General features: G+C 62.7%; 1 protein-coding gene. It reads right to left on the reverse strand.

What is annotated here, in order from left to right:
* Positions 1-255, reverse strand: a 255-nt coding sequence (locus MKD49_RS26095) for a hypothetical protein (RefSeq protein WP_252697754.1), incomplete at both ends; no start/stop codon positions are given.

Raw genomic sequence — 255 nt, forward strand, 5'->3', positions numbered from 1 at the left:
TGATCGTGCTCATGCGATTGGTGAAGGAGGAGGGCAGGAACGGCACCGCCAGCACGCCCATCGCCCCAAGCAGGCCCAGATAGAGCAATTTCCGCTTGGCATCGCGCAGCATCAGCAACGCGACCAGGCCAATGCACAAAAGCCCGGTGCGCGTCGACGTGCCGACCGGGATCAGCAGGCACGAGAAGACCAGCGCATAGCAAAAGCCCTTCACCTTCCAATCGGGCGGGAAGATCGTGCCGTGGCGGGTGAACC

This window comes from Herbaspirillum sp. WGmk3 (assembly GCF_023952535.1).
Lineage (GTDB): Bacteria > Pseudomonadota > Gammaproteobacteria > Burkholderiales > Burkholderiaceae_D > Herbaspirillum > Herbaspirillum huttiense.